Annotated in this window: 21 protein-coding genes; 16 read left to right on the top strand and 5 right to left on the bottom strand. The window is 61.5% G+C overall.

The features are described 5' to 3' along the window. Positions 1–49: 49 nt before the first annotated feature. Positions 50–1066, bottom strand: a complete 1017-nt coding sequence (locus tag H2510_RS14990; RefSeq protein WP_186629090.1) for a magnesium and cobalt transport protein CorA — start codon at positions 1064–1066, stop codon at positions 50–52. An 86-nt stretch (positions 1067–1152) separates the two neighbouring features. Between H2510_RS14990 and H2510_RS14985 the strand changes: the two genes are divergently transcribed. The 9 genes from H2510_RS14985 (at position 1153) to H2510_RS14945 (ending at position 8633) form a co-directional block, all read left to right on the top strand. After that, on the top strand, positions 1153–1770 hold the full coding sequence (locus H2510_RS14985) for a trimeric intracellular cation channel family protein (protein WP_186629273.1): 618 nt from the start codon (positions 1153–1155) through the stop codon (positions 1768–1770). Between the two features lie 55 nt (positions 1771–1825). After that, entirely contained in the window at positions 1826–2512 is a 687-nt protein-coding gene (locus tag H2510_RS14980; protein WP_084347830.1) for a response regulator transcription factor, read from the top strand. Continuing rightward, positions 2512–3966 carry a HAMP domain-containing sensor histidine kinase gene (locus tag H2510_RS14975; RefSeq protein WP_186629089.1) on the top strand — a complete coding sequence of 485 codons (1455 nt, stop codon included), beginning with the start codon at positions 2512–2514 and terminating at the stop codon, positions 3964–3966. The genes H2510_RS14980 and H2510_RS14975 overlap by 1 nt, the downstream gene beginning before the upstream one ends. Before the next feature lie 158 nt (positions 3967–4124). Further along, the gene (locus tag H2510_RS14970) at positions 4125–5558 is read left to right on the top strand and encodes a S1C family serine protease (protein ID WP_186629088.1); all 1434 of its coding nucleotides are present in this window, start codon (positions 4125–4127) and stop codon (positions 5556–5558) included. Between the two features lie 89 nt (positions 5559–5647). Further along, on the top strand, positions 5648–6145 hold the full coding sequence (locus H2510_RS14965) for a molybdenum cofactor biosynthesis protein B (RefSeq protein WP_186629272.1): 498 nt from the start codon (positions 5648–5650) through the stop codon (positions 6143–6145). A gap of 16 nt (positions 6146–6161) precedes the next feature. Then, positions 6162–6338, top strand: a complete 177-nt coding sequence (locus H2510_RS14960; protein WP_186629087.1) for a hypothetical protein — start codon at positions 6162–6164, stop codon at positions 6336–6338. A gap of 552 nt (positions 6339–6890) precedes the next feature. Next, positions 6891–7616 carry an MspA family porin gene (locus H2510_RS14955; protein ID WP_186629086.1) on the top strand — a complete coding sequence of 242 codons (726 nt, stop codon included), beginning with the start codon at positions 6891–6893 and terminating at the stop codon, positions 7614–7616. A gap of 162 nt (positions 7617–7778) precedes the next feature. After that, the gene (locus tag H2510_RS14950) at positions 7779–8213 is read left to right on the top strand and encodes a hypothetical protein (RefSeq protein WP_186629085.1); all 435 of its coding nucleotides are present in this window, start codon (positions 7779–7781) and stop codon (positions 8211–8213) included. 105 nt (positions 8214–8318) lie between these two features. Beyond that, positions 8319–8633 carry a hypothetical protein gene (locus H2510_RS14945; protein ID WP_186629084.1) on the top strand — a complete coding sequence of 105 codons (315 nt, stop codon included), beginning with the start codon at positions 8319–8321 and terminating at the stop codon, positions 8631–8633. Positions 8634–8776: 143 nt separating this feature from the next. On the opposite strand, the gene mscL is transcribed toward H2510_RS14945, so the two are convergent. After that, the gene (gene mscL / locus H2510_RS14940; protein WP_186629083.1) at positions 8777–9253 is read right to left on the bottom strand and encodes a large conductance mechanosensitive channel protein MscL; all 477 of its coding nucleotides are present in this window, start codon (positions 9251–9253) and stop codon (positions 8777–8779) included. A 251-nt stretch (positions 9254–9504) separates the two neighbouring features. On the opposite strand from mscL, the gene H2510_RS14935 reads away from it, so the two are divergent. From H2510_RS14935 to H2510_RS14925, 3 genes are all read left to right on the top strand, one after another. Continuing rightward, complete coding sequence (locus H2510_RS14935) at positions 9505–10173, top strand: MspA family porin (protein WP_186629082.1); 669 nt, start codon at positions 9505–9507, stop codon at positions 10171–10173. 41 nt (positions 10174–10214) lie between these two features. Next, positions 10215–10940, top strand: a complete 726-nt coding sequence (locus tag H2510_RS14930; RefSeq protein WP_186629081.1) for an MspA family porin — start codon at positions 10215–10217, stop codon at positions 10938–10940. A gap of 82 nt (positions 10941–11022) precedes the next feature. Further along, complete coding sequence (locus H2510_RS14925) at positions 11023–11577, top strand: hypothetical protein (RefSeq protein WP_186629080.1); 555 nt, start codon at positions 11023–11025, stop codon at positions 11575–11577. Here H2510_RS14925 and H2510_RS14920 read toward each other — a convergent pair. The 3 genes from H2510_RS14920 to H2510_RS14910 form a co-directional block, all read right to left on the bottom strand. Further along, a complete protein-coding gene (locus tag H2510_RS14920; RefSeq protein WP_186629079.1) occupies positions 11549–12211 on the bottom strand; it encodes an SAF domain-containing protein in 663 nt (220 codons plus the stop codon). The genes H2510_RS14925 and H2510_RS14920 overlap by 29 nt on opposite strands. A 91-nt stretch (positions 12212–12302) precedes the next feature. Then, positions 12303–12644 carry an FmdB family zinc ribbon protein gene (locus H2510_RS14915; protein ID WP_186629078.1) on the bottom strand — a complete coding sequence of 114 codons (342 nt, stop codon included), beginning with the start codon at positions 12642–12644 and terminating at the stop codon, positions 12303–12305. Positions 12645–12815: 171 nt separating this feature from the next. Beyond that, a complete protein-coding gene (locus tag H2510_RS14910) occupies positions 12816–13385 on the bottom strand; it encodes a 5-formyltetrahydrofolate cyclo-ligase (protein ID WP_397517370.1) in 570 nt (189 codons plus the stop codon). Between the two features lie 119 nt (positions 13386–13504). On the opposite strand from H2510_RS14910, the gene H2510_RS14905 reads away from it, so the two are divergent. The 4 genes from H2510_RS14905 (at position 13505) to glpR (ending at position 17401) form a co-directional block, all read left to right on the top strand. After that, positions 13505–14467: a UTP--glucose-1-phosphate uridylyltransferase gene (locus H2510_RS14905; protein WP_186629076.1), complete on the top strand. Its 963-nt coding sequence runs from the start codon at positions 13505–13507 to the stop codon at positions 14465–14467. 31 nt (positions 14468–14498) lie between these two features. Further along, complete coding sequence (gene glp, locus H2510_RS14900) at positions 14499–15758, top strand: gephyrin-like molybdotransferase Glp (protein ID WP_186629075.1); 1260 nt, start codon at positions 14499–14501, stop codon at positions 15756–15758. Between the two features lie 52 nt (positions 15759–15810). Beyond that, a complete protein-coding gene (locus H2510_RS14895) occupies positions 15811–16458 on the top strand; it encodes a GNAT family N-acetyltransferase (RefSeq protein WP_186629074.1) in 648 nt (215 codons plus the stop codon). A 151-nt stretch (positions 16459–16609) separates the two neighbouring features. Beyond that, positions 16610–17401, top strand: a complete 792-nt coding sequence (glpR, locus tag H2510_RS14890) for a gephyrin-like molybdotransferase receptor GlpR (protein WP_186629073.1) — start codon at positions 16610–16612, stop codon at positions 17399–17401. The last annotated feature ends 27 nt before the right edge of the window (positions 17402–17428 follow it).

Below are 17428 nucleotides of genomic sequence, written 5' to 3'. Positions count from 1 at the left end.
GAGCGACGGTCGATAAGGCAGGTGGGGCGCTTCAGCTTCTGAAAGAGAGCTATAGCCACTTCTGTCGCTTGAAGGTCACATACAGTGCGCTCGAGCAGAGAACCATCGCCAGCAGTGCAAGCGGGTATCCGATGTGCACGCTCAGTTCTGGCATGACCTCGAAGTTCATTCCGTAGATCGCGGCGATCAGTGATGGCGCGAATAGAATGGCGCCCCACGACGAGATCTTCTTTACTTGCTCGTTTTGTTCCAGGCTGACTTGCGTCATGGCGCGAATTTCATCGTTCTGCTGCTGGGCGACCATCGTCGAATTGACCGAGAGTGCGTTCTGTAGGTTCGACCGGAATGTTTCGACGCGTTCGGCGATCCGAACGCAGTGGTCGAGCACGTCACGCAGGTTGCGTTGGAGTTCGATGTCGACGTGATACTTGTCCGAACCTTTTGCGAGGTGCTCGATCATCGTCACCAGCGGCCCGGTTGCGCGTTGGAACTCGGTGACCTCACGGGAGAGGGTGTAGATGCGTCGGGACACCGATTCGTCTCTCGAGAACAGTTGGTCCTCGATTTGGTCGATGTCGATCTGGAGTCCTTCGACCACGGGTTCGTACTCGTCGACGACTTGGTCGAGGATGGCGTAGAGCACAGCCTCGGTACCTTGGCGGAGCAGGGCGGGTGTCTTCTCTAGTCGTTCGCGCACCACTTTGAGGTCCGGTGATTCAGCGTGTCTGATGGTGATGACGAAGTCTGGGCCCAGGAAGATGTGGAGCTCGCCGAATTCGACCTTCTCGGTCTCGTCGATGTATCGAGCTGGTCGAAGTACGACGAATAGTTGGTCGTCGTACCGTTCGAGTTTCGGACGCTGGTGTGCGGCGATGGCATCCTCGACTGCCAGGCGGTGGAGGCTGAATTCGTCTGCGATGGAGTCTATTTCGTCGACGCCCGGGCGGTACATACCGATCCAGGCCATCCCATTGCGTTCTCGCATCACCTCGTAGGTGATGTCGAGACTGGCTGGATTGGCTGTCCTTTTGCCGTCGACGTACACGGCGTTGTCGACGATCGGCAACGTGAACCCAACCTTTCCTGTGGCGCTCCTCGAATGAACTCAGCGTGCCACAGCAGTGGTGGATGCGGCCATGGGACGCTTACCGGGTGCTCGTGGATGTGTTGGGTTATGTGGGAATCGCGGCGTTCGCGGCGTCGGGCGCTCTGATCGGTGTTCGTAAACGCCTCGATCTCTTCGGTGTGTGCGTCGTCGGAATCACGACGGGAGTCGGTGGCGGCATCATCCGCGATCTACTGCTCGGGATACACCCGCCGACGTCGCTGGATCGGTGGCCCAACCTTACGGTCGCGCTCATCACATCGCTGTTGGTGTTCGTAGCGCATCCGGTCATCGATCGTGTTTGGAAAGGTGTGCTGCTCTTCGACGCGTTCGGTATGGGGTTGTTCGCGGCGACGGGTGCGACGATTGCGTTGGAGAGCGGGGGTAGCTCTCTCGCGGCCTGTCTCATCGGTGTGACGACAGCTGTGGCGGGCGGCGTCATTCGAGACGTCCTGGTCAACGAGGTTCCGCTGCTGCTTCGGCGAGATCTGTATGCCGTCCCGGCACTGCTGGGTTCGGCGGCGGTTGCGGTGACCGAAGCAATCGGATGGTCCGAGAATCTCGGCCTGGTCATCGGCACCGTTGCCGCGACGGGGCTGCGTGTTCTCGCCCTGTGGCGACGGTGGAATCTACCGATTGCCCGACGCCTTCCTGCCGAGGAGTAGGACACATCGGGACCCTTCTCAGACATATCTCAGTCCTTCAGGACAAACTAGACGAATGCGCATTCTGGTTGTCGACGACGATCGAGCGGTCCGTGACTCGCTCAGGAGATCCCTCACCTTCAACGGTTACACCGTCGACATCGCTGTCGACGGTCTCGATGCGCTCGAAAAGATCGCAGCCGATCGCCCGGATGCCCTCGTCCTGGACGTGATGATGCCTCGTCTCGACGGGCTCGAAGTGTGCCGACGTCTGCGCAGTGTCGGCGACGACTTACCGATTCTGGTGCTCACTGCCCGTGATTCGGTGTCCGAGCGCGTGGCCGGTCTCGACGCCGGAGCCGACGACTATCTGCCCAAGCCGTTCGCGCTCGAGGAATTGTTGGCTCGACTGCGTGCGCTGCTTCGTCGCACCGCGATGGAAGCCGACGGCGAATCGGAGGCAATGGAGTTCGCTGACCTGTCGCTGGATCCGGTTACCCGAGAGGTGACGCGAGGGGAGCGGTCGATCAGCCTGACGCGTACCGAGTTCTCGCTCATGGAAATGTTGATCATGAACCCGCGTCGAGTGCTGACGCGCAGTCGAATCCTCGAAGAGGTGTGGGGATACGACTTCCCGACGTCGGGGAACGCTCTCGAGGTGTACGTCGGCTATCTGCGACGCAAAACGGAAGCAGAGGGGGAGTCTCGGCTGATTCATACGGTCCGAGGAGTCGGCTACGTGCTCCGCGAGACGCCTCCGTAATGGTTGCTCCCTTCGGGCGTCGGCCGCCCGCGCAGGCGGTGTCGGACCCGTCGGCGATGCGTCCTCCCATGCCGTTGACGCGGACGGTGTCGTTGCGTTGGCGGGTGACATTGTTGGCCGCGTCGGTGGTGGCTATCGCCGTGGCGGTGATGGCGATTGCGGCTTACGCCGTCGTGTCGCGAGCGTTGTACGGGGACGTCGACAACCAGCTTCGTACCCGTGCAGATGCGTTGATCAACAGCAATCTGGTCACATTCGACCCCCGCTACGTTGCCGGTGCAACGCTGTACAGCACCGACGTCTCGGTTGCGCTGATCTATCCCGATCTCAGCAAATATGTGCCGCCGGGTTCCAAGGTGCCGATCGGAGCCGCGGAAGTCGCTGTCGCCGAGGGCAAGAGTGATCTTTCATTGCGGACTGTCGACGGGCAACGGGTGCTCAGTCAGCGCACGCAGGACGGCAGCACAATTGTCATTGCGCAACGGCTTTCGCCCACCGGCGAGGTATTGGATCGACTCGCATGGGTTCTGTTGTTCGTGGGCGGTGGTGGTGTCGCGCTCGCGGCCGGCGCTGGAATGGCTGTGGGCCGCACCGGTTTACGTCCGATTGCGAGATTGACCGCAGCAGCCGAACGCGTCGCCCGTACCGATGATCTGACGCCGATTCCTGTCACCGGCGACGACGAATTGGCTCGTCTCACCGAGAGTTTCAACACGATGCTCCGCGCCTTGGCCGAATCCAGAGGCCGTCAGAGTCGACTCGTCGCCGATGCCGGTCACGAACTCCGTACCCCGCTGACCTCGCTTCGCACGAACATGGAGTTGCTGATCGCCGCGGGTCGCCCCGGCGCCCCGTCGATTCCGGACGAGGACATGGCCGAGTTGCGCACCGACGTCGTCGCGCAGATTCAAGAATTGTCCACACTCGTCGGAGACCTCGTCGACCTCGCCCGTGAAGACACACCTGAGACGGTGTTCGAGCGCGTGGATCTTGCCGACGCCGTCGCTCGCAGTCTCGAACGTGTACGACGGCGTCGCAACGAAATCGACTTCGTCGCTACCCTCGAGCCGTGGTTCGTCTATGGGGATCAGGCCGGGTTGTCGCGAGCGGTGCTCAATGTTCTCGACAACGCTGCCAAGTGGAGTCCTGCGGGCGGTGAGGTTCGCGTGGTGATGCGCAAGATCGGTGACGGGCTCATGGAACTCACCGTCGACGACGGGGGACCGGGTATTCCTGAGGAGGATCGCGAGCTCGTGTTCGATCGCTTCTACAGATCGACTGCGTCGAGGTCGATGCCCGGGTCCGGGCTGGGGCTTGCGATAGTTCGGCAAGTTGTGGTCAAACACGGCGGCACCATCGGTGTGGAGGTGTCCGAACGTGGGGGTGCGCTGATTCGAATTGTGTTGCCGGGTGAAGTGGATCCACAAATCGTGCCTACGGCTTCGGATATTTGACCTTCTGGCCAGGCGCTTTACGGCCAAGGATTTGTTTCTGGAGAGTCTCGGGAAATCAATAGGTGCATCTCAGCACGCTCTCAGAAGTAACCGGCATTGTTACCGATAACAACGCGGGCGACCTCTACCGAGGTTTCTACTGAAAGAAGTACTCACTGATGACCGACGATCGCACAGACTCAGGGCAGAACCCCGAGCGTCCAGCGCCTGAGCATCCCACTGCACAGAGCCCCTCGGATCAGAACTCCACCCAGCAGTTTCCTCCGCAGCAACCTCCGTATGGCCAGCAACAGGCCACCGGGCAGTACGGAAGCCCGTCATACGGTCATAATCCGTACCCCCAGCAGGGGTACGGCTACAACCAACACGCTGCACCACAGCATCACGAGGCGACTACCCAGGCGCCCGCTGCGCTCAAGGCCCGGCCCGGCCGAACCACTCTCGTCGCCGGAGCTATCGCACTGGTTTTGGTCGGCGGTGGAATCGGTGGCGCGGTAGGGGCATTGGCTACCAATAACGCCAACGGCACTGGCGGCGTGTCCAATTCGCTCAACTCCACTGTCACCGCGGCGCAACCTGCCGCCAACTTCCCCGACGGCTCGGTACAGGCTGTGGCAAACAAGGTTCTGCCGAGCGTCGTGCAGATTCAGGTGAAGGGCAGCCAAGCAGAAGGGGAGGGCTCCGGCGTCATCCTGTCTTCGGACGGCCTCATCCTCACCAACAATCATGTCGCGACCGGTGCAGGAGCCAACGGCAAATTGAGCGTTGCTTTCTCGGACGGTTCGATTGCAGACGCCAAGCTCGTGGGCGCGGATGCGGTGTCCGACATGGCAGTGATAAAGGCGGAAGGCAAGACGGGGTTGACGCCCATCGAGCTCGGCTCTTCGTCGAACCTCCAGGTCGGGCAGCAGGTTGTGGCAATCGGTTCACCGCTTGGGCTCGCCGGAACTGTGACGACGGGCATCGTGTCCGCGCTGAACCGCCCGGTGTCGACCAGTGGTGAGTCCGGTAACCAGAACTCGGTGATCGATGCCATCCAGACCGATGCCGCCATCAACCCCGGCAACTCGGGTGGCGCACTGGTCAATACCGACGGTCAGCTGATCGGCATCAACACCGCCATTGCCTCGCTCGGCGGAAGTCGGTCCTCCGGTGCGCAGAGCGGATCGATCGGACTCGGCTTCGCGATCCCGGTCGATCAGGCCAAGCGCATAGCCGATGAGCTGAGCAAGACCGGTAAGGCGACGCAGGCCATGATCGGTGTCCAGGTTCCCTCGCAGGACGACGCGAACGGTGCGACGGTCGTGGAAGTGACCGCGGGCGGGCCGGCTGCCGCGGCGGGCATCCCCAAGGGTGCTGTCATCACCAAGGTCGACGATCGAGTGATTTCCAGTGGTGACGCGCTCATCGCGGCCGTGCGCTCGCACGCCCCCGGCGATTCGGTGAAGATCACGTACAGCGAAGGCGGCAAGGACAAGACCGTCGACGTAACACTCGGAACCGCTGAGCCGCAGACCGCAGCCGTCCAGGCGCCGTCCGGATCGGAGCCGCAGTCACCGCTGCAGATTCCCGGATTCCCCGGTGGCCGCTGATGTTGTCCGATACCGATCTCTTGGCGACAGTTGCAACGATTTACGCACAGCGTGAGACCGAACAGCGCGCTACTACTACGGTAAGCACTATGGAAATAGAGGCACCTCTGGCTGGACGGGCGTTGGTCGTGATCGTGGACGATCGGACCGCAAACAGCAGCGAACAGGACTCGACCGGACCATTGGTCACAGAGTTGCTCACCGAAGCAGGATTCTTGGTCGACGGCGTGGTTGCCGTGACGTCGGATGAGGTCGATGTGCGCAATGCTCTCAATACCGCTGTCATCGGTGGCGTCGATCTTGTCGTATCGATCGGCGGGACCGGCGTTTCGCCGCGAGATGTGACGCCTGATGTCACTGCCGAGGTTTTGGATAGAGAGATCCCGGGCATCAGTGAGGCTCTTCGATCGTCAGGGATTTCGGCGGGCACTCTCGACGCAGGCCTCTCTCGTGGGCTCGTCGGAGTTTCCGGCAGCACATTGGTGGTGAATCTCGCGTCCTCGAGGGCTGCGATCCGTGACGGCATGGCGACGTTGACCCCGTTGGCGAAACAGGTCATCGCAGACCTTTCCGTCCTGGACGCCTGAGTAGCAGGCCTTCGCTATGGCCGAGCACAACGACGACAATCACGACGAGAGCCGGGCCCGAAGAGAACGGGCTCGGCTCGCTCGTATCTTCGGGGACGTCCTTCCGGAAACGACGGGCGATGAGCGTGCGGGCGCAGAGGACGCGAGATCGGACGAGTGGTTCGATCGGGAGCGTCCGCCACACCACTTTTGATGTGATCTGCGACACGTTTCCCGGGCCGCATCGAACACGTGTTCATTTGTTGTTTACGTGGTTTTAGCACTCTTTGTCAGCCCGAAATGGGTGTCGCGCTTCCGATCACGATGATTCCAAACCCCGCTTTCGGGGCGTTCGGTAACGGCGTGAGCCGTGTTACTTGAGTGTCTGCCCACTTCAAGCCATGTGCGATCCTCGGTGAGGTTTGTAACGGATCGGCCACAGGGCCCAAAAATGTGTTCTGCGTTACTCGTCAGTATGTTGTCAAACTCGTTCACCTGCCCGAAACACATCACGAATGGGACATCTCCTAAGGGAATTCGTAGGGATTGTCACGATCCGGCAACTCCTCTAATGTTCCCCTCAGCTTCCGGCTTCGAGGACGTGGGATTACACGTTCGACGCTCCTGGGTCGGAACTGACAAGGAACGCGATCCAAGGATCAACGTTCTGCTCGGGGATTCTCGGCAATGCTGCCGTCGTGAACCGAGGGTGAAAGCCACAAGCTTCCCGTGCGACTGTGCTGGGACTGAACATGATGAGGAATAAATGACGGAGATCCAGAAGTCGCGGCGTAGCCGTGGGTTCAAGTCCATGAGCGTTGCAGTTGCAGCAGGCGCTTCGGTTATCGGCCTGGTGCTCGGCACCGGTACCGCTTCCGCAGCAGTCGACAGCACCAACACGGTCGTCGACGCCAACGGCAACACCATCACGGTGTCGCTGTCCGACACCTTCATCAACAGCGTTTCCCCGCTCGACGGCAACCCGCTCACCCGTGAGTGGTTCGCCAATGGCGTTGCAGGCTGGAACGTCACCGGACCCGACGCCGAAGACTTCGAAGGCACTCTGGCAATCGGCTACCAGGTCGGCTACCCGATGAGCCTCGGTGGATCGGTGAAAATCGGATGGGGAACCCCCAGCATCACGGCGAAGGCCGGCGTCGGTGGCGAATTCGACCTTCTCGGAGAGCCCACTGCACCAGCAAGCCTGCCCGGTGAATTCGGAATCGGCGCTGAGGCTCAGCTCATTCCGACTGCCAAGTTCGAGGCCGAGATCGCACCCGGACCCGGCATCGTCGACGCCGAAGGCGCTTCGGGCAGCATCCAGGGCACCGAGGGTGACGCTGAAGGCGCTTCGGGCACCATCCAGATCGCTAACTCGCACGGCACCGCAACCGGGATCCTCGGCAACGTTCGCGTTCGCCCGTACGTCTCCGTCACCAGCTCCACCGGTGATGTTGCTGTGACCTACGGCGCCCCTTGGACCTTCAACTGATCTAGATCGGTTGATTCCAGCTTCACCTCAGCGCTGATACGCTGAACTTGATCGGGCCCGTCCGGATTACTCCGGGCGGGCCCGTTCTGCGTGTTCCTGTTCCCTTTCTTACGCGTGCACCCGTACCTCGGTCGTAGGTGCGCGAGAAACGGTTGAAAATCGATGCGCTCCATACTGATTCCTGTAGTCGCCTTTGCCGCAGTCCTTGCTCTAACCGGCTGTGGGAGTGGCGATTCCGGAAGTGATTCGGCGTCGGAAGCAAACGCTGATGTGTGCACCCAGTTTGCCTCGGTACACGATGAGCTGACCGAGCTGGCTTCTGTGGGACCGAACGGGGCCGGCGAGGTGGGCAAGTGGACAGCCGACAAAGACGCGACCATCTCCAAGTTTGCACCGCTGGCAGAGCAAGCTAGTGGTGATGTGCGTGAGGCCCTTCAATCGCTCGTCACGGCACTCCCGGCTGACTCTCTCGAACTGACCGAGCCAGACAGCGCTTCGGGTCAAGCGTTCGTCGACAACTCGGCTTCTGTGGCTTCCGCGTGCGATAGCGGCGGCACAACGATTTCTTTGGCTGAGTTCCCTCTGCAAAAGTTCTGAAATTTGACCCTTATCAGTCAAATCACCCGATTGTCAAAGTGATGTAGCTTACACTTGCCTTCGTTCTCGAACTCTAACCATTATGGGTCGGGTAGAGGAGTGACGATGTTCAAGAAGGGCGTTTTCGTTCTCGGTCTTACCGGATGTGCTGCGGTCGGCTTCGGTGCCGTTGCCGTCGCAGACGTTCCGATTGTGCCCCCAGCGTCGACGGTGGGAATGACGGTATCCGAGGCCAGAGGGGTGCTTGCTGACGGCGGGTACAGCCCCAAGGTGATTTCACGGAACGGTGGGGGACCGAACTGTGTGGTGTTCAATCAAGTCGCGGTAACCCAGTACGCCGACTGGGCCGCGTACAGGACTGGCAAGGGTTCCGACGATGATAAGTACGCTGTTTATCTCTCGGTCAAATGCTCTAAGTAGGGCGCTCGAAGTACTGTTTCGTCGCCGCGCGTAGTCCATTACGGCGTGATGCCAGCCCGGCAGAAGCGTTTGGTATCGCCGAAAAAGGCCCGTTTCTACTGAGGGGATCAGCAGAAACGGGCCTTTGGCCTGGACGTCATGTGTTACTTGCTGTGCAACCCGCCGCCGGCATCCCCGGCATCGCCTATTGCCTCGCCGCTGCCACCGGTGTCATCCGCTGGTGTCGAGAGTCTGCGGCCGACGTCGGTTCCACCGGCCAGCATGTCTCGAATCTGAACGAGGACGTCGACGTCGCTGAGCTCCTTGTCGGGTTTGCTGACGAACCGCTTCTTGGCGGTGGTCACCGGCAGGATGAGTACGAAATACACCACCGCGGCAATGATGATGAAGTTGATGATAGCCGTGATCACAGCGCCGACATTTACGAATGATTCAGGGCTGGAGGTGATTTGGAAACCCCAGCCGTATTCGTTGGAGCCGCCGAGGGCCGCGATGAGCGGGTTGACGATGTTGGTCGTGAACGCGGTGACGATGGCTGTGAATGCAGCCCCAACGACCACCGCGACGGCCAGATCGACGACATTTCCGCGGAGCAAGAAGTCCTTGAATCCTTTGAGCATGATTCTCCTCGGGTCCAGTCGAGCCGATGGACGGCACAGCATTGTTGAAAAAAGGGTAACGGAATGAACGGCTCTCGGGGCGGAACTTGGCTGGTCTTTCGATTCTGCTCTCTATAACGGTCTCGTAAAATTTCATTCCATTTGTTCATGTCGGCAGGCAGAACGTCCAGTACCCTTCGCCATGAAACGTCTCGCTTCATGTGGGGCCGTCGGATTCGAAGTCTTTCAGTTGACGTTGTATGAGGGGAACCATGAACGAGTCTCGCTTTTCCGCGCTGCGCAGGTTCGGCCGGCTGGTCGCACTCGGGGCTGTGGCATCCGTCGGTATCGGGATGCTGTCCACCGGTGCAGCAAACGCAGAAACCTTCGTCCCATTGGCCAACGGTGAGAAGGTAGCCGGCCCCTACAAGATTGCGCACTTCGACGAGTCCGCAAAGGTTGCGCCTCAAATTGCTTTCAACGGACTGAACCGAAACGCGTGGGCCACCGGCACCGCACTGTCCGAGGTCCCCGAAGGCTCGACCGGAACATTGAAGACCGGCTACTTGGTCGGCTGCCAACTCGATATGACCGATCTCGAATTCGGGTTGAATTTCGACGCCGGAATCGAGGGTGGCAACACCAACATCATCACTCTGTTCCCCATCCCGTTCTTGATCGGCGGAGAAGGTAAGACCGAGAACAAGATCGGTGGCGGCGCTGACTTCGACATTCCGCTGCAGGACCGCGAGGTCGCCGCTATCGAAATAGCATCCAAGGATGTGTCGGGACCGACTACGGCAATCCAGTACCAGGACGTCGCGATCTCGGTCCAGAACTGCGGAGGATTTGCGCAGGCGCGGTCCTACACAACACTCGAGCTCACCGGAAACTACCGATACAAGGGAACTCTGTACGGCCAGCCGTTCAGCCTCGGCTGAGACTTTCGAAACTTCGTAGGACCTAGAGGGGAACAGACACAGTGAAGAACAGCAGAACTGTTGCTGCGCGCATCGCAGCACTCGGGGCAGTCGGAGCCGTCGCAATCGGATTCTGGTCGGCAGGTGCAGCGAGCGCGGATACCTTCGTTCCGTTGCCGGACAACGAGATCAGCAAGACTCTCATCGACGGAACAGTGGTGACCGTCAAGGGCTTCGGCCAGAGTGGGCTCATCTCTCCGTCCATGGGCGCAACGCCGACACAGCGCAACGTATGGGTGACGGGCAACTACACCGTCGAGACTTCCAACCCCGGTGGCGGAAAGATCGAACCAGGCTTCCTCGTCGGGTGCCAGGTCGATTTCGCAGCAGGCATCGGCGGCGGGGTAGGCGCCACGTTCGGTCAGGGCAATACCATTTCGCTCGCACCGGGTGACTTGAGTTCGCTGAAGATCGACCGCACGCAGCCCAACACCTACGAGATCGGCGCAGGCCTCAACCTGGAGCTCGCGCCGGGACAGCTCAACGACGTCAAGCTGGTCGCCGACGAGTCCAAGGCCAAGATCGATGGCATCACCGTTGCGACCGAAACGGACAACGACTTCTCGTTCGAAGGCAACGGAGGCGGGTTCACTTTCGCCGACGAAACCTTGAGTGTGTCCGGCTGCGCAGGCTTCGCGGAGGCCCGCTCGTACGTAGATGTCACCATCGAGAACGATGCAGTGACCTCGACGGTCACTCTCTGGGGACAGCCTTTCAGCATCGGTTGATGCGAGGGATCAAGATCTCACGAGTTTCTGTGATTCGTCTCAGGAGTCGATGCGCAAACTCGTGGCGGGATACGATGCCGCTATGAGTCGTCACAGAGTCGCTGCTTGTGCGCCTTCGAGCGACTGGATCGAAGGCGTACTGGGCAAGCGGCACCGGTTGTCCGAGTTCTACGATCCGGCCGCCACGCGCGCTGACCAATCGGACCTGCTGTGGATGTTTTCCAAAGCTGGTGACGTCGAGGACACTGCGCACAGGGCAGACGCGCAGAGAAACCTTTCGACGTCTGCGGCTTCACGCGTGCTCCGGGAAGTCTTCGCGGAATTCGACTCCTATGTCCTGAGCCTGACCGAGCAGCGCACCATCGAGCATCGACCTCTGCGCTCGGAGGACAGTCTGCACAGCGATGTCTTTCTCGAGAGCCACGGCCGTGAGAACAACTCGGACACCTTCGGCGTCAAAATCGTCTTCACCGATCGGATCGGCGCACTGGTGTTCACCACTTTCGCGACCTACTCCGGTCACCTCGATGCCCGCTCGGCAGACGTCGACGACACAGCGGTGTCGGATATGAAGGATCCGCCGTCGGAAGGCATGCACGGGCTCACCATCAGTGAAACGTCACGGTCAGTGAGCTGACCAGGGACGCGGCGGCCACAGCCGTCGCATCCTCAGGTGACATTGCCACAAGCACCACTCGGTCACTGCTGCGCTGACGCGCGTCCTTCTCCGAAATCAGTACGACGACGGAATCGGTCGTCAATACACGCGCGCTCTGCTCACCGCCGTCCCCGTCGGCCTGGACAGTCAGCACGTCGACGATGTCGCCCTCCCGTAGGAGATCGGTGACCGCGGCGTCGGTCAGCCGGACGGGCACGATTCGGGCGTCGGCGGAACCGAGAGCTGCCCCAGCCAACCGCGGAGTGAGTAGTCGGACATCGGTGAGAGGCTCACCGGCACGGATCGGGCCCGCCACCGTGTGGGCCGTGGCGTCGTCGACATCCGTGATCGCGCCCTCAGGGACAGTTCCCGGCTCGTAGCCGGCAACTCGGATGTCCTCGAGCTGGAGTGGCCGCCCCGGAGTCAGGTCGCGGGCCGCAACGACAATCTGTACGCGATCTGTCGCGGCGGCATCCTTGACGAACAGCACAGCCGCCAGGAAGGCGAGCGCCCCGGCGGCCACGCGGCGGACAAGGACGGTACGAGTCCAGCCAGGCCGAACAAGGAGTCGATCCAACATCGTGGAGTCGAGACGAGAACGTCGCTGTGGCATGAAAGTCACCGTAACGACGGACAGTCTGCATAAGCCGTAGAAACAGGCCTCGGCTGTGGATAACGCCGAGGCCTGTGGACAACTAAGAAAACTACGAGGTTGCTGCTGCTTTCGACGGTGTCGAAGAGGAGGTGCTCGGCGTCGAAGACGCGCTGCTCGAGCTGGATTCCTTGGCCTTCGTATCCGACTTCACCGGTGCCGAATCGCTCTTGTCGCTCTTCGATCCGCCCGCGCTTTCGCTGGCTGTGCTCGCTCCGCTGCGACTGTCGGTCCGGTAGAACCCGGTTCCCTTGAAAACGATTCCGACCGAGTTGAACAGCTTCCGCAACTTGCCGCTGCACTGCGGGCACACGGTCAGTGAGTCCTCGCTGAACGACTGCACAATGTCGAACCGGTTCTCGCACTCGGTGCAGGCGTATGAATAGGTGGGCATCGATGTTCCTCCGCGCTGGTCCACTGGTCAACTGGTCGACTGGTCACCATGGAGATTTCGCCATTGCTAGTCGAGACCGCTGGTGTGCCGAAAAAACTGCTGGAACTTCTCCGACAAGGAGAGAGCATTAGCACTCTACAGTCATGACTGCCAACGCTGCCATTCAGGCAGCTATTCCCGATTCAAGGCTATGAGACCGCCGGAAGGCGTCAGGGCATGGGAAGCGCGTCGATCATGCGGTTCCTCGGGAAGTTCGTCCACCAACTCCGAGTCGCGAACGACAGCGACGACAGGGATTCCCGGAGGCACCAGATCGAGGGTTCGATCATAGAAGCCGGCACCCCGACCCAATCTGACCCCGCGCCGATCGACGGCCAACGCTGGCACGAACACCACTTCGCACGTAGCGACTCGCGCGGGAGGCAGCAGCGGTCCGGTCGGTTCGGACAGGCCGTAGGAAGCGGCCTTCAGGTTCTCGCGCCCTGTGTACTCTGCCCACTGCAACGGGCCTGGCTCCCTGGCCACAGGGACCAGTACGACCGGGGATCGAAGGCGAAGCGCGTCGAGCATGTCGAGCGACCCCGGTTCGCTTCCCACCGGGATATATGCGGCAACAGCGGACGTGCCACGCACCGCATCGGCCGCGGCATGACAGAGTTTCAGCGACTCGTCTTCACGTGTGAGCGCACTCGACGCCCGACGAGACGCGAGGACGCGCAGGCGCCACTCCTTCTTCGAGATCGGTTTCACAGAATTACCAGCAGCATCGTCTCTAGCAGCATGGGTCGAGCTTAGGCACCTCGGGAACAGTCGGCAGGCGCGGAGCGAGATCCGCGGTGACCATGGATAAGGTGGGCAGCATGACAGAAGCCGCAGCAGACGCTCCGACAACGCGTGTCGGGCATCAAGGGCACTTCCGGACAGCGATCGTTCCGGCCGCCGGCATGGGGACACGCTTCTTGCCTGCCACCAAAACCGTCCCCAAGGAACTGCTTCCGGTCGTCGACACACCAGGAATCGAACTCGTTGCAGGTGAAGCGGCCGATTCTGGCGCCGAGCGTCTCGTGATCGTCACCTCGCCAGGCAAGGACGGTGTCGTCGCGCACTTCGTCGAGGATCTCGTTCTCGAGACGAAGCTCGAGAAGAGCGGCAAGTTGAAGATGCTCGCGAAGGTCCGCGTCGCCCCCTCGCTACTCGATGTCCAATCTGTCGTGCAGTCCGAGCCGCTCGGGCTCGGACATGCCGTCGCATGTGCCGAAGAAGTACTCGACGACGACGAAGACGCCGTGGCCGTCCTGCTGCCCGACGACCTCGTTCTTCCCCGAGGCGTGCTCGACGTGATGTCCCGGGTGCGGGCCAAGCGTGGCGGCACCGTGCTGTGTGCCTTCGAAGTACCCGAAGAAGACGTCTCCTCCTACGGAGTCTTCTCCGTCGAAACCGTCCCCGATGCGGTGAACCCGAATGTCCTCAAGGTCACCGGCATGGTCGAGAAGCCCAAGCGTGAAGACGCGCCGTCACTGTTCGCTGCGGCAGGCCGCTATCTACTCGATCGGGCGATTTTCGACGCCTTGCGACGCATCAAGCCTGGCGCTGGTGGCGAGATTCAGCTCACCGACGCCATCGCATTGTTGATCGACGAGGGTCATCCGGTGCACGTCGTCGTACATCGCGGTTCCCGACACGACCTCGGAAATCCCGGGGGATACCTACGCGCTGCGGTTGACTTTGCACTCGAACGCGATGATTACGGTCCGTCGTTGCGTGAATGGCTGACCGAACGACTGAGTGACGATTGGGCGCCGCAACTCACCACGTATGAATAGGCCCGTAGTACAGAGATAGAGAAGGGGCCAGATGCGCTCGGTTGAAGATCAGCAGACCAGAGTGACCGCTGCGGCGGTCGCTCCACGGCCTGTCCGAGTAGCGATTTCGGAAGCGCAGGGCTTGTTGTGCGCCGAGGAAGTGGTCACCGAGCGTCCACTGCCAGGTTTCGACCAAGCAGCCATCGACGGTTACGCCGTGCGCAGCGTCGATGTCGCATCCGCCGGAACCGACTTGCGCAACGAGGACGACGAGCGGATCGAATTGACGCTGCCTGTGGTCGGCGAGGTCACCGCCGGCTCGCGGCAACCCATTCGGTTGCAACCGCGGCAGGCTGTTCGGGTGGACACCGGTGCACCGCTCCCGACGCTCGCCGACGCGGTACTCCCGCTGGACCGGACCGATGGGGGACGGGCGCGCGTGCAGGTATATCGACCGGTGCGCTCGGGCGAATACGTCCGCAAGATCGGGGACGACGTACAACCGGGTGACGTTGCCGTGCGGGCAGGCACCATCATCGGCGCAGCTCAGGTCGGTCTGCTCGCTGCAGTCGGGCGCGACAAGGTGCTGGTCCATCCGCGCCCGCGCCTGTCGGTCATTTCCGTCGGCGGAGAACTCGTCGACACCGATCGCACCCCGGGGCCCGGCCAGGTTTACGACGTCAACTCCTATGCCCTCGCGGCCGCGGCACGTGACGCCGGCGCAGACGTCAACCGCGTCGGAATCGTCAGCGGTGACCCTAAACGGTTACGTGAAGTCGTAGAAGGCCAACTCATTCGCTCCGAGATCGTCGTCATTGCCGGTGCAGTCGGCGGCGGCGCCTCCGACAGTGTCCGGGAGGCTCTGTCGGACCTCGGTGATCTCGAAGTCGAACGTGTCGCGATGCATCCGGGTTCGGTGCAGGGTTTCGGGCAACTGGGCCGCGACGAAGTACCGACGTTTCTGCTTCCTGCCAACCCGGTCAGTGCACTGGTGGTGTTCGAGATCATGGTTCGGCCGTTGATCCGCATCGCGCTCGGACGTCGCCAGCCGATGCGTCGCATCGTGACTGCGCGAACGGTCGCGCCGATCACCTCCATCGAGGACCGCAAAGGTTTTCTGCGCGGTCAGCTGATGCGTGACGAAGGCTCCGGTGAGTACCTCGTACAGGCGCTCGGTGGCGCCCCCGGATCCTCCTCTCACCTGCTCGCCACTCTCGCCGAGGCCAACTGTCTCGTGGTTATCGAGCCGAATGTCACCGAAATCAGAACGGGCGAAGAAGTCGACGTAGCTTTCCTCGCCCAGCGGGGGTAGCGACTCCGCGGGGATGGTGCAGTGTCCCCGCCGAAGGCGCTAATGTCGACAGATGCCGCGCACGTGGTCGAGCCACCCAGGTTGGCCGGCGAAACTGGGACCTCTGACTGTTGCCGGGGGCAACGTCACTCTCCGCCCTGTGAAGCTTCGGGATGCGGGTGCCTGGAGTCGGCTCCGGCTCCGCGATCGTGACCACCTGGAGCCGTGGGAACCGACAGGCGAGGGCTCGTGGGAAGCGCGACACCACATCTCGTCATGGCCCGCTTTGTGCTCTGGGCTCAAGTCCGAAGCACGTAAGGGCCACATGCTGCCGATGGCCATCGAGGTCGACGGTGAATTCTGTGGACAAATGACTGTCGGCAACATCATTCGCGGTGCGCTTAAATCTGCCTGGATCGGGTATTGGGTGGCCAAGGACGTCAACGGTCGCGGCGTTGCTACGGCAGCGTTGGCCATAGGTCTCGATCATTGTTTCGGTCCGCTCGGACTCCACCGTGTCGAAGCGACAGTACGACCGGAGAACCTTCCGAGTCAGGCTGTACTACGTAACGTCGGGTTCCGTGAAGAAGGACTTCTGAGGAACTACCTCGACGTCGATGGGCGCTGGCGCGATCACCTCCTGGTGGCGCTGACTTCCAACGAGGTTCAGGGGACCGTCGCAGATCGTTTGGTGCGCACTGGACGGGCGGCTTGGGCTTAGAACTCGGACGTGTCCACTCGTGACGGATGTGACTGGAGTTGCCTGTGTGTAATCTGGTGTCGGCGCGTCGGCGAGGTTCGGCAGCAACTTCCGCATAGCCTGAAGACGTCATAGATGTCGGACCCAACAGGCATGAGAGGAGAACGCCGATATGCCCAACTCGATCATCTGGATCGGTCTTGTCGCAATCTGGTTGTTCGTCCTGCTGCCGATGATGATGAGTAAGCGCCCACGCATCATGCAGACGTCCGACGTCGCCCTCGCGACCCGTGTCCTGTACCGCGGCGGAACCTCGAGGCCCCAACGGGGACCTGCCGCCGGACACGCAAGCGACCCCGACTGGCGACCCGAGTACGACGAGCGCACATCGGCACCCGCCGGCGTCGTCTTCGGACGTAACGCACCAAGCACCGACGCGGAGGACCCGATGGACACTCACGCAGAAACCGAAGAAATCGACACAGGCGACGTCGAACGTGCCTACGTTCCGAGCCGTCGCGGACGCGGCGGCTTCGACGCCGAAGCTGATGCGATCGCAAGCGCCGCTCGATACTCTTTCCGGCAGCGCGCGGTACTCGGGTTGGTGTTCGCTGTAATCGCCACTGGCGCTCTCGCGGTCATCATGACGCCGATGTTGTGGTGGGCATGCACCCTTTCGGTCGCAGCCCTCGCTGGATACCTCTACTACCTGCGTCGGCAGGTCCAGATCGAGCAGGAGATCCGACGGCGGCGGATGACCCGAGCGGGTCGCTCACGCCTCGGTGTGGAATCACGCACCGACGAAGAGCTCCGGCTGGTACCACAGCGACTGCGTCGGCCCGGCGCCGTGGTACTGGAAATCGACGACGAGGACCCGGAGTTCGAGCATCTCGATCACTACGACGAGCCATTTCAGCAGTCGGCGCGCGAGAGCCATGGCGTCCGACGGGCATCGGGGGCCTGACGTTCCGCGGTTTCCGATCCCTTTGAT

Source organism: Rhodococcus sp. BP22 (assembly GCF_014281965.1).
Lineage (GTDB): Bacteria > Actinomycetota > Actinomycetes > Mycobacteriales > Mycobacteriaceae > Rhodococcoides.
The sequence above is the reverse complement of the archived record's forward strand: the minus strand, read 5'-3'. Positions and strand labels throughout refer to the sequence as shown.

What these genes read in the sequence shown, in the direction of transcription:
- H2510_RS14965 (WP_186629272.1), top strand. Translation starts at nt 5,648, where the DNA reads ATGGAAATAGAGGCACCTCTGGCTGGACGGGCGTTGGTCGTGATCGTG.
- H2510_RS14915 (WP_186629078.1), bottom strand. Translation starts at nt 12,644, where the DNA reads ATGCCCACCTATTCATACGCCTGCACCGAGTGCGAGAACCGGTTCGAC.
- H2510_RS14975 (WP_186629089.1), top strand. Translation starts at nt 2,512, where the DNA reads ATGGTTGCTCCCTTCGGGCGTCGGCCGCCCGCGCAGGCGGTGTCGGAC.
- H2510_RS14980 (WP_084347830.1), top strand. Translation starts at nt 1,826, where the DNA reads ATGCGCATTCTGGTTGTCGACGACGATCGAGCGGTCCGTGACTCGCTC.
- H2510_RS14925 (WP_186629080.1), top strand. Translation starts at nt 11,023, where the DNA reads ATGAGTCGTCACAGAGTCGCTGCTTGTGCGCCTTCGAGCGACTGGATC.
- H2510_RS14960 (WP_186629087.1), top strand. Translation starts at nt 6,162, where the DNA reads ATGGCCGAGCACAACGACGACAATCACGACGAGAGCCGGGCCCGAAGA.
- H2510_RS14955 (WP_186629086.1), top strand. Translation starts at nt 6,891, where the DNA reads ATGACGGAGATCCAGAAGTCGCGGCGTAGCCGTGGGTTCAAGTCCATG.
- H2510_RS14920 (WP_186629079.1), bottom strand. Translation starts at nt 12,211, where the DNA reads ATGCCACAGCGACGTTCTCGTCTCGACTCCACGATGTTGGATCGACTC.
- glpR (WP_186629073.1), top strand. Translation starts at nt 16,610, where the DNA reads ATGCCCAACTCGATCATCTGGATCGGTCTTGTCGCAATCTGGTTGTTC.
- H2510_RS14945 (WP_186629084.1), top strand. Translation starts at nt 8,319, where the DNA reads ATGTTCAAGAAGGGCGTTTTCGTTCTCGGTCTTACCGGATGTGCTGCG.
- H2510_RS14935 (WP_186629082.1), top strand. Translation starts at nt 9,505, where the DNA reads ATGAACGAGTCTCGCTTTTCCGCGCTGCGCAGGTTCGGCCGGCTGGTC.
- H2510_RS14905 (WP_186629076.1), top strand. Translation starts at nt 13,505, where the DNA reads ATGACAGAAGCCGCAGCAGACGCTCCGACAACGCGTGTCGGGCATCAA.
- H2510_RS14970 (WP_186629088.1), top strand. Translation starts at nt 4,125, where the DNA reads ATGACCGACGATCGCACAGACTCAGGGCAGAACCCCGAGCGTCCAGCG.
- glp (WP_186629075.1), top strand. Translation starts at nt 14,499, where the DNA reads ATGCGCTCGGTTGAAGATCAGCAGACCAGAGTGACCGCTGCGGCGGTC.
- mscL (WP_186629083.1), bottom strand. Translation starts at nt 9,253, where the DNA reads ATGCTCAAAGGATTCAAGGACTTCTTGCTCCGCGGAAATGTCGTCGAT.
- H2510_RS14895 (WP_186629074.1), top strand. Translation starts at nt 15,811, where the DNA reads ATGCCGCGCACGTGGTCGAGCCACCCAGGTTGGCCGGCGAAACTGGGA.
- H2510_RS14950 (WP_186629085.1), top strand. Translation starts at nt 7,779, where the DNA reads ATGCGCTCCATACTGATTCCTGTAGTCGCCTTTGCCGCAGTCCTTGCT.